This window comes from Streptomyces sp. NPDC059454 (assembly GCF_042749965.1).
GTDB lineage: Bacteria > Actinomycetota > Actinomycetes > Streptomycetales > Streptomycetaceae > Streptomyces.
Window position 1 is genome coordinate 1 of the sequence record NZ_JBHYVC010000114.1, and the last position, 8,127, is coordinate 8,127.

Annotated in this window: 7 protein-coding genes; 4 read left to right on the forward strand and 3 right to left on the reverse strand. The window is 67.7% G+C overall.

What is annotated here, in order from left to right; translation table 11 throughout:
• Positions 1-136: 136 nt before the first annotated feature.
• Entirely contained in the window at positions 137-1,984 is a 1,848-nt protein-coding gene (locus ACFXAE_RS35755) for a Helicase associated domain protein (RefSeq protein ID WP_384723759.1), read from the reverse strand.
• 437 nt (positions 1,985-2,421) lie between these two features.
• Between ACFXAE_RS35755 and ACFXAE_RS35760 the strand changes: the two genes are divergently transcribed.
• Both ACFXAE_RS35760 and ACFXAE_RS35765 read left to right on the forward strand, forming a co-directional pair.
• Positions 2,422-2,982, forward strand: a complete 561-nt coding sequence (locus ACFXAE_RS35760) for a hypothetical protein (protein ID WP_384723762.1) — start codon at positions 2,422-2,424, stop codon at positions 2,980-2,982.
• Positions 2,983-3,079: 97 nt separating this feature from the next.
• Positions 3,080-3,727: a DUF6308 family protein gene (locus tag ACFXAE_RS35765; protein WP_384723765.1), complete on the forward strand. Its 648-nt coding sequence runs from the start codon at positions 3,080-3,082 to the stop codon at positions 3,725-3,727.
• A 193-nt stretch (positions 3,728-3,920) separates the two neighbouring features.
• Here the strand turns inward: ACFXAE_RS35765 and ACFXAE_RS35770 are convergent, their stop codons facing one another.
• Together ACFXAE_RS35770 and ACFXAE_RS35775 are read right to left on the reverse strand one after the other, a co-directional pair.
• Positions 3,921-6,578: a Helicase associated domain protein gene (locus ACFXAE_RS35770; RefSeq protein ID WP_384723768.1), complete on the reverse strand. Its 2,658-nt coding sequence runs from the start codon at positions 6,576-6,578 to the stop codon at positions 3,921-3,923.
• Positions 6,575-7,141 carry a hypothetical protein gene (locus ACFXAE_RS35775; protein WP_384723771.1) on the reverse strand — a complete coding sequence of 189 codons (567 nt, stop codon included), beginning with the start codon at positions 7,139-7,141 and terminating at the stop codon, positions 6,575-6,577. Before ACFXAE_RS35775 ends, ACFXAE_RS35770 begins: the two co-directional genes overlap by 4 nt.
• A 152-nt stretch (positions 7,142-7,293) precedes the next feature.
• On the opposite strand from ACFXAE_RS35775, the gene ACFXAE_RS35780 reads away from it, so the two are divergent.
• Positions 7,294-7,500, forward strand: coding sequence for a hypothetical protein (locus tag ACFXAE_RS35780; protein WP_384723774.1), 207 nt, complete (start codon positions 7,294-7,296; stop codon positions 7,498-7,500).
• Positions 7,501-7,615: 115 nt separating this feature from the next.
• Positions 7,616-7,783 (forward strand): hypothetical protein, encoded by a 168-nt coding sequence (locus ACFXAE_RS35785; RefSeq protein WP_384723777.1) that lies wholly within the window; start codon positions 7,616-7,618, stop codon positions 7,781-7,783.
• The last annotated feature ends 344 nt before the right edge of the window (positions 7,784-8,127 follow it).

The following is an 8,127-nucleotide window of genomic DNA, read 5'->3' on the forward strand; positions in this document are numbered from 1 at the left end:
GCCCTGCCTTCATGCCCGCAGTCCGCCGCGATCACCCGATCGAGACTCCCGTTCGACGCCCGCCTCTCAAGACCGGAACGACAACAGCTACTTACGCCCATTTGACGCCCAGCTCCCGCAGTGCGGCCAGCTGGTCCTAGGTGAGCTTGTCCCGCCTCGATTTGGTGTTCGAGAGCCACACCCCCAGTTTCACAGTCACCGGCTCCGCCTCGCCGTCGACCGCGATCTCTTCGCTGTGGCCCCTCGGCACCGGCCGGTGACCTTCCCGCTCCACCCACTGGGCGAGGGCCGCCATGCCCCGCTGGAACGCCTGCTGTGCCTTGCTCGGCCCCTTCGTCGCATCCTTGGCGGCCGGGGCGGGAGACGGCATCTCAGCGGGCGTGATGCCCAGGTGGGACAGCCGCTCCTGCTGTTCGGGCAGGAGCTGTGCCCAGGTGGCTGGCTGCTTCTGCTGGAGCCACTTGCCGATGTCGTCGCTGTCCATCAGCACGCCGGGTGCGATGTCGGGCAGTTGGCCGTCGGCGTCGACCAGGTCGGCGAGCACCCGGTAGTGGCGTTGCCAGTCCAGCGGCCATGGGCAGTCCCAGTCCGGGTCGATCTCCGTCAGCTGCGCGGCGCGTACGGCGGCCCGCTCCGGGTCCTTGCCCAGGCCGTTTTTCGCGCCCTTGCGCCGGAGGTTGGCCATGTGCTGCCCGATGGGCACCATCGCCTCGCCCTCGCCCCACACCGCGTCCTGACGCGGCGCGAGGTGCCCTGTGGCCCGCCGGTACGACCGGAGCGCGGCGAGCTTGGCCTCCCACGCTTCCTCGCCGGGCTCCCAGACCATCCCGGCCTCCGGCGCGTCCAGGAGGACCTTGCGCCGGTCCTCCAGCTCCCCGGCCCGCAGCGTCTTCCTCTGCTGGTGCACCCACCGCCCAAGCGGAAACGCCTTCGTCGCCCCGACCTCGACCTCCATGTCGTAGGGCACGGCGTAGACGCCGGTGATCTCGTTCTCCGCCCGCCAGCGGATCAGGGCCTGGTAGCCCTCCAGCCACACCAGCGATTCCGGCCGGTAGACCCGGGTGCGCAGGAACGCGGCGATCGTCGCCGCGTCGCGCGGGCTGGAGAAGTGAAGCAGGGCGGACTCGGCAGCGGCGTCGGTGTCGTCCTGCTCCTGGTCCGCGCCGTCGCCCTCTCCGCCGGCCCCGACGATCTGCCCGTCCTCATCGCGCTGGAGGTGGACTGTGCGCTTGCCGTGGGTGAGGGCGCGGGAGGCGAGCTGCTCGACCAGGCGTTCATCGTGGCTGCGCAGGCCCTGGAGCACCGCCACGAGCGGCTTGAAGCTTGCGGAGGCGACCATGTCGGTCGGGTCCTCACCGGGCTTCAGGAACACCGGCACGATGATCCTGGCGCCCTTCGTGCTGCCGTCTTTGTTGAGCCGGAGCGCGCGGCCGATGTTCTGCACGATCTCTACCTGGGAGCCGCGGGTGTCCGCGAAGCAGACGGCCTCGACTCCCCGCTCGCCGGTGATGTCCACGCCCTCCCCGAGCACGCGAACGCTGGCGAGGAAGGCGCGGTGGACCCGGCGCCCGGCTGCGTCGATGCCGTTGGCGAACTGGCGCAGCACCTCGCGCCGCTCCGTCACGAGGTGGTCGCCGCAGAGCCACGCCGACCACACGCGGTCCGGCGGGACGTGGCGGCCGGCCTCGAGTTCGTAGAACTCCGCGTCGATGGAGGACTTCGGCAGCTTGTCGGCGGTGGCGTCGTTGACGTACAGCTCGGCAGCCGTCTCCGGGAGCTTCTCCGCGAACGCGGCGGCCTCCTCCACCTTCTGGTGGAACGTCATGACGGTCTTGAGGTTCCACTTCGCCGCGTGCTCCAGGAGCGCGGTCTGCAGGAGGGCCAGGCGCCGGCCGCGCCGTGCCTCTTCGGACTCCCCGACGACGGGGGAGGGGTCGCGGATCTCCAGGACGTCGATCTCGAACCCGGCGACCTGCTGTTGCACATCTGCTACACCTCGAGATAGCGTTGCCGTGACCATGGGCACTCCTAGGTCGCGTAAGGCTGTATAAGGGATTAGATTTGGGAAATCATCCAAAATCGGACATTCGCAAGGCGTTGAGCGCGGCCAAGTCGGAGGGCTTGTCAATATCAGAAAATATTAATGGACATCGGTGGGGGGAACTTACCTGTTCGGGGTGTGGTCAATCTCTCCCGATTCACCACTCTCCCCGTAATCCGAGTGTGTTTGCTCGTCGCATAGACGAGTTCGTGAGGCGGCACCGAAAGCACTAGGACTGGCCGGCCTTGGGCGTAAGTCCGAGGCGGGCCCTCCAGTGGGGCGCACTTTCTGGCAGAAATATGGCGCCATTCTGGAGGGCCCGTCCGAACCGCGCCCGAGATGACGTGAAACTGGATCGGACCCAAAAGAAGGAGAATATCGTGCCTGCAGAATGGACATTCACTCTAGCCCTCAACCGGCAGTTGACGCGGGACGAGGCTGACTTTATTGACACCAGCGCCAGCGAGGATCTTCCGCTTTTTGCGGACGGTTCCGTTTCCTACACAATTGGTGGTTCAGGTGTCTCGGAGCTGCATTGCGATGTGGTGGCCAACACGATGCTTGAGGCCGTCGCATTGGTGTCCGGAGAAATCCGCAAGATAAACGGGCTTCGTGCCGCGCGTGTAATCCACGATGACATCGTGACCTTGGATATTGCTGCGCAGCGAGCTGGGCGAAGCCGACAGTCGTTGGTGCAACTGTCGAAAGGTCAGCGAGGGCCGGGGGGATTTCCGCAGCCAGAGGAGAAAGTGGGCGGGACTGCCTTCTATTCATGGCCGAGGATCGCGAACTTCCTTAGGGGGTTGGGTGATGAGATCGCACCTGTTTCACAAGACCTCGTTATCGCCGACCGAGCGCTACGTCTCGTCGACGAGGTGGAAAATGCGGGGTGTGCTGTATCGGCGTCGGTGTGGAGGGCGTTTGGGCTATGCACTGCATAGCCCCGCCCTTCGGGCTTACTCGCGCAAGAGATCGGTATGATCCCCTAGAAATCGCTGAGACGGAGGGAGTGTTGCTCTCTTGATCGGTGCCCCACTAGTGTTCGCAGAACGACTGCATACCTTCATTACGAACCCTCAGGCCATCGTGGATCTGCGGCGCTACTTCGGCATCGGTCTGCCGCCCGGCGCGGTGCCGTTCACCGGCAGTCGGTTTGAGCATCTGGCGGGTGGGGGAGACCGGCCGGAGGTCGCTGACCGGATCACGGCGGAGGACCTGGTCGCGGTGCAGACCCTGTCGGTGATCGTTCCGGTGCCCGTCGCGCTGGACATTCTGGAGGGCCGCCTGGGCGCGCGGCTGTCCGGTCTGCTTCACGCCATTCCCAGGGACGTCGACATGGCTGATGCCGACGCGGTCGTCGTGGCCGACGGCTCGCCGGCGGATCAGGCCTGGAGACTGCTCTGCGAGCAGCATGGGGTCAACTGGGTCATCGCCGGGAAGGTCCTGGCCCGCAAACGTCCCCGACTGCTGCCGGTCTACGACCGTGTGGTGCGGTGTGCGCTGGGCCGCCCGCGTCCGTTCTGGCTGTCCTTGCACGCCGCGCTTCGCGAGGACGACGCCGCTTTGCACCGTCAACTGCTCAAGCTGAGGCAGGCAGCGGGGCTGCCGGAGACGGTGAGCGCGCTGCGGGTGTGCGATGTGGCGGTATGGATGAACCACCGGGCTCTGGGCCACGCCTGCCCCTGATGGTGTCTACCGCCAAAGCGGTACCTGAAGGGGCGTTCTGGCGTGTGAGGGTGACGGACTTTACCAACCGTCACCTGGGTGTGTGGGACGTTCGCGTGGAGTGGTCCGGGGGTGTGGGGAGGGGCGTGGACTCGGGGTCCGGGAGTGCCGCCACCGGGGCGGTTCCCGGTTGGATGGACCTTGCCGACAACCGTCAGATCCAGTCGACGTCCAACTCAGCCAGTGCGGCCAGCTGCTCCGCACTGAGCTTGTCGCGCCTCGACTTGGTGTTCGAGATCCATACGCCCAGCTTGACGGCCACAGGCTCCGCCTCGCCGTCGACCGTGATCTGTTCGCTGTGCCCCCTTGGCACCGGCCGGTCGCCTTCCCGTTCCACCCACTGCGTGACGGCCGCCAGGCCCCGCTGGAACGCCTGCTGCGTCTTGCTCGGCCCCTTCCCACTGCTCTTGGTCGTCGAAGCGGGAGGCGGCGTCGGGGCGGGCTTGATGCCCAGCCTGGACAGCCGTTCCTGCTGTTCGGTGGACAGCTGCGCCCAGGTGCCCGGCTGTTTCTGCCGCTTTAGCCACTGCCCGAGATCATCGCCGTCGAACGTCACGCCGGGTTGGACGTCGGGCAGGTGGCCGTGGGGTTCGTCGGCGGCGAGGTCGGCGAGGACGCGGTAGTGGCGTTGCCAGTTGAGTGGCCAGGGGCAGTTCCAGGCCGGGTCGATCGCCTCCAGCTGCTTGGCGCGCTCCGCCGCCCGCTCCGGGTCCTTCCCGAGGCCGCCCTTCCGCCGGAGGTTGGCCATGTGCTGCCCGATGGGCACCATCGCCTCGCCCTCGCCCCAGAGAGCGTCCTGCCTGGGGGCGAGGTGGCCGGTGGCCCGGTGGTACGACCGGAGCGCGGCGAGCTTGGTCTCCCAGGCTTCTTCGCCCGGCTCCCACACCATCCCGGCCTCCGGCAAGTCGAGCAGCTCCTTGCGGCGCGGCTTCAGCTCCCCGGCCCGCAACGCCTTCCTCTGCTGGTGCACCCACCTCCCCAGCGGAAAGGACTTCGTCACGCCGACCTCGGCCTCAACGGTGTAGGAGACGGCGTGCAGGCCGGTGATCTCGTTCTCTGCTCGCCAGCGGAGGAGCGCCTGGTAGCCCTCCAACCAGACGAGGCTTTCGGGCCTGTACACCCGTGTGCGCAGGAAAGCGGCGATGGTCGCTGCGTCCCGGGGAGAGGAGAAGTGCAGCAGCGCCGACTCGACCGCACCATCGGTGTCGTCGTGCTCCTGGTCCTCGCCCACCTCGCCGCCGGCTCCGACGATCCGCCCGTCTTCGTCACGCCGGAGGTGCACCTTGCGCTGCCCGTGGGTGAGGGCGCGGGAGGCAAGCTGCTCGACCAGGCGCTCATCATGGGAGCGCAGGCCTTGGAGCACTGCTACAAGGGGGCGGAAGCTGGCGGAGGCGACCATGTCGGTCGGGTCCTCGCCGGGCTGGAGGAAGACGGGCACGATGATGCGGGCGACCTTGGTGGTGCCGTCGCGGTTGGGCCGGAGCGCGCGGCCGATGTTCTGCACGATCTCGACCTGTGAGCCGCGGGTGTCGGCGAAGCAGACGGCCTCGACTCCCCGCTCGCCGGTGATGTCCACGCCTTCCCCGAGGACGCGGCAGCTGGCGAGGAAGGCGCGGTGGACCCGGCGGCCGGCTGCGTCGATGCCGTTGGCGAACTGGCGTAGCACTTCGCGCCGTTCGGTGACGAGGTGGTCGCCGCACAGCCATGCCGACCAGACGCGGTCCGGGGGTACGTGGCGGCCGGCCTCGAGCTCGTAGAACTGCGCGTCGATCGATGACTTCGGCAGCCGGTCCGCGGCCGCCAGGTCATTGGCCGAGGCGTCGTTGAGGTACAGCTCCGCGGCTGTCTCCAGCATCTTCTCCGCGAACGCCATCGCCTCCTCCACCCTTTGGTGGAACGTCATGACCGTACGGAGGTTGTACGCCGCCGCGTGCTCCAAAAGTGCGGTCTGCAGGAGCGCCAGGCGCCGGCCCCGCTGCGCCTCCTCGGATTCACCGGTGACGGGGGAGGGGTCGTGGATCTCCAGTACGTCGATCTCGAATCCGGCGAGGATGCCCCGTTCGATCGCCTCCGAGAGCCCGAGTTCGGCCAGCCAGGGTCCGTAGGTGTCGGAGTCCTGGCCCATCGATGCCAGCTCCAGCTCCTGGCCCTCTGCACCCTTCTGCGGCGGGGGTGAGGCGAGGATGCGGGGGGTGGCGGTGAGGTATAGCCGGAAGTCGGCGGGGATCCGCTGGTTGTCGTGGATCGCGGCCCAGGGCCTGCCAAGATCACCTGCGGTTGAGTGAGCTTCGTCGACAATCGCGAGCGCGAAACCGTCCATCTGCTGTCCGTACAGCCGCTCTCCGCCCGCCAGAGCGGCCTCCAGCGGCCCGCGCACCGTCTGCTGGCCCGAAGGGTCCTCCGGGTCCTCGCGGTCCACGAGGGAGGCGTACGTGGCGAACACGACGACCGGCCCCTTCCCGGCCCACAGCGCCAGCTGGATCGCGTTGGTGGTGGTACGCACCGCCAGCGAGTTGAGCACCGGGTCGCTCTCCAGCGAGCACACCGCCACCATGGGGGAGCGGTGCCCCACTGCCCGCCACGCCTGGGCGGTTTGCACGAGCAGGTCCAGGGTCGGCACGGTGACGAGGATCCGGCCGCTGGGGAAGCACTCCAGCGCGCACGCGGCGGCGGTGATGGTCTTGCCCGATCCAGTCGCGGACACGATCGTGCCACGCGCCCCCTCCGGTGGCACAGATGATCTTGCAGGGAATCCGACCCATTTTCGGAACCGTGATTTCTGTTCCACTTGGTGTTCTCGGAGCTGGATCAAAAGAGTTCTCCCGGCTCGGGAAGGATTTGTGTGACGGAAGCGATGCGGTATCCGCCGCGTTGGTAGAGGCCGCCGTCTCTTCCGTGGATGGCCCAGGCTCTCGCGGCCGCTTCACCGGGTGATGCCGCCATCAGATGGACGACGAGGGCAGGCATGTCCGGGCCGGAGCTGCCGGCGGTGGGCCGGGCATCGATCCGGTAGACGCGGTGCCGCCGGATTTCCACAGCCGCGACACCTGACCGCTCGGCCTCGGCCACGTCTGTCATCAACCGCTGCAGACGCCGCTCTTCGTAGCGGATGGCACGCGAGTCACGGGAGGGCGCATACGCGGCGATCCGCTCCTTCTCCATGAGGCCGGCGATCCGCTCCCACTGAAGGCGCCGCAGCTCCGCGATGAACACTTCGCTCAAGTGATGCGGTTCGGACGGGGCCATGCTCGCCCTCCCGGCGCGTTCCCGAGCCAGGCATACCTGAGCGGCTATCCGACGGCGATCGATCCCGGCAGCTTTCGCGACCACCCCGAGCCGGGCAAGCTCATGCGGAAGATACTCGTAGATCAACACGCAAACAGCTCCCCACCGGGTGTCCCTGAATTACGCCAATGCTACATGCTGCATCACAATAGGGATGCAGACGTCCACGACGCCCCGGCAAGCCACCACACAGGATTCCTTCCGCCCTGATGGTCGGGGCACATCGGGGTACACGGCCCCGCATGGCACCGAACACCGAACGCATCCAGTTCCTGCGGGCCGTGCGGCAGCTGCACCGCGTCCGCTCTTTCTACCTCCTGGCCGTCTTCACCGGTCTCCTGGCCACCGCCGGCCTGTCCCTGCGGCGTCTCGCAGTCCCCCCGACAGGTCGGCCCGCGCATCACGCCGCCTCGCACAAGGCGGCACGTACCCGCCACGCCCACGCCTGAGGACCCCGCCAGTCTGCCTGCACGGGCCGGCCAGACCACTTTAGGAGGCGCCGCCCACGTCTGTGGGGGCGTTGGCCGGGCATACGGGCTTCACTTCCTATGAGAGGGGCTCGTCATGCTCGGCATAGTCGCGGCAGTGCTGTTCTTCATCGCGTTCCTCATCAACGCGACCGAGATCAGCACCAATCACACATTCTCGTCAGTCAACGTCATGCTCCTCGGGCTGACCGTACTGGCCCTGCACGTTGCGGGAATCGGCAGCGCCTGGTCCCGCAGACGCTGACCAGGCGTCAAGCCCCAGAAGTCCGCAGAGGCCAGCCGAAGAGACAGTCACCCCCCACCCTTTGCTGCCGCTTGGGCCGCAGGCCCGTTGGCCGCCCCCGCGCAGCGGGGCCGGCCTTCCTGGCGCGAAGCGCCACACGGTGACCGGAGCGCAGCGCAGGGCACCACGGTGCGGCGGCTACGCCGCACCGCTCCGGTAGCGCAGCGGACGGAGCGTCACCCGGGTTGCGCAGCAACCCGGGTGAGCTGACCGCGCAGCGGTCAGCCAGCGCTCCCGCGGAGCGGGAGCGCAACACCCGTGCGCAGCACGGGTGTTCGCTTGCACAACGCGCAGCGATGTGGTAC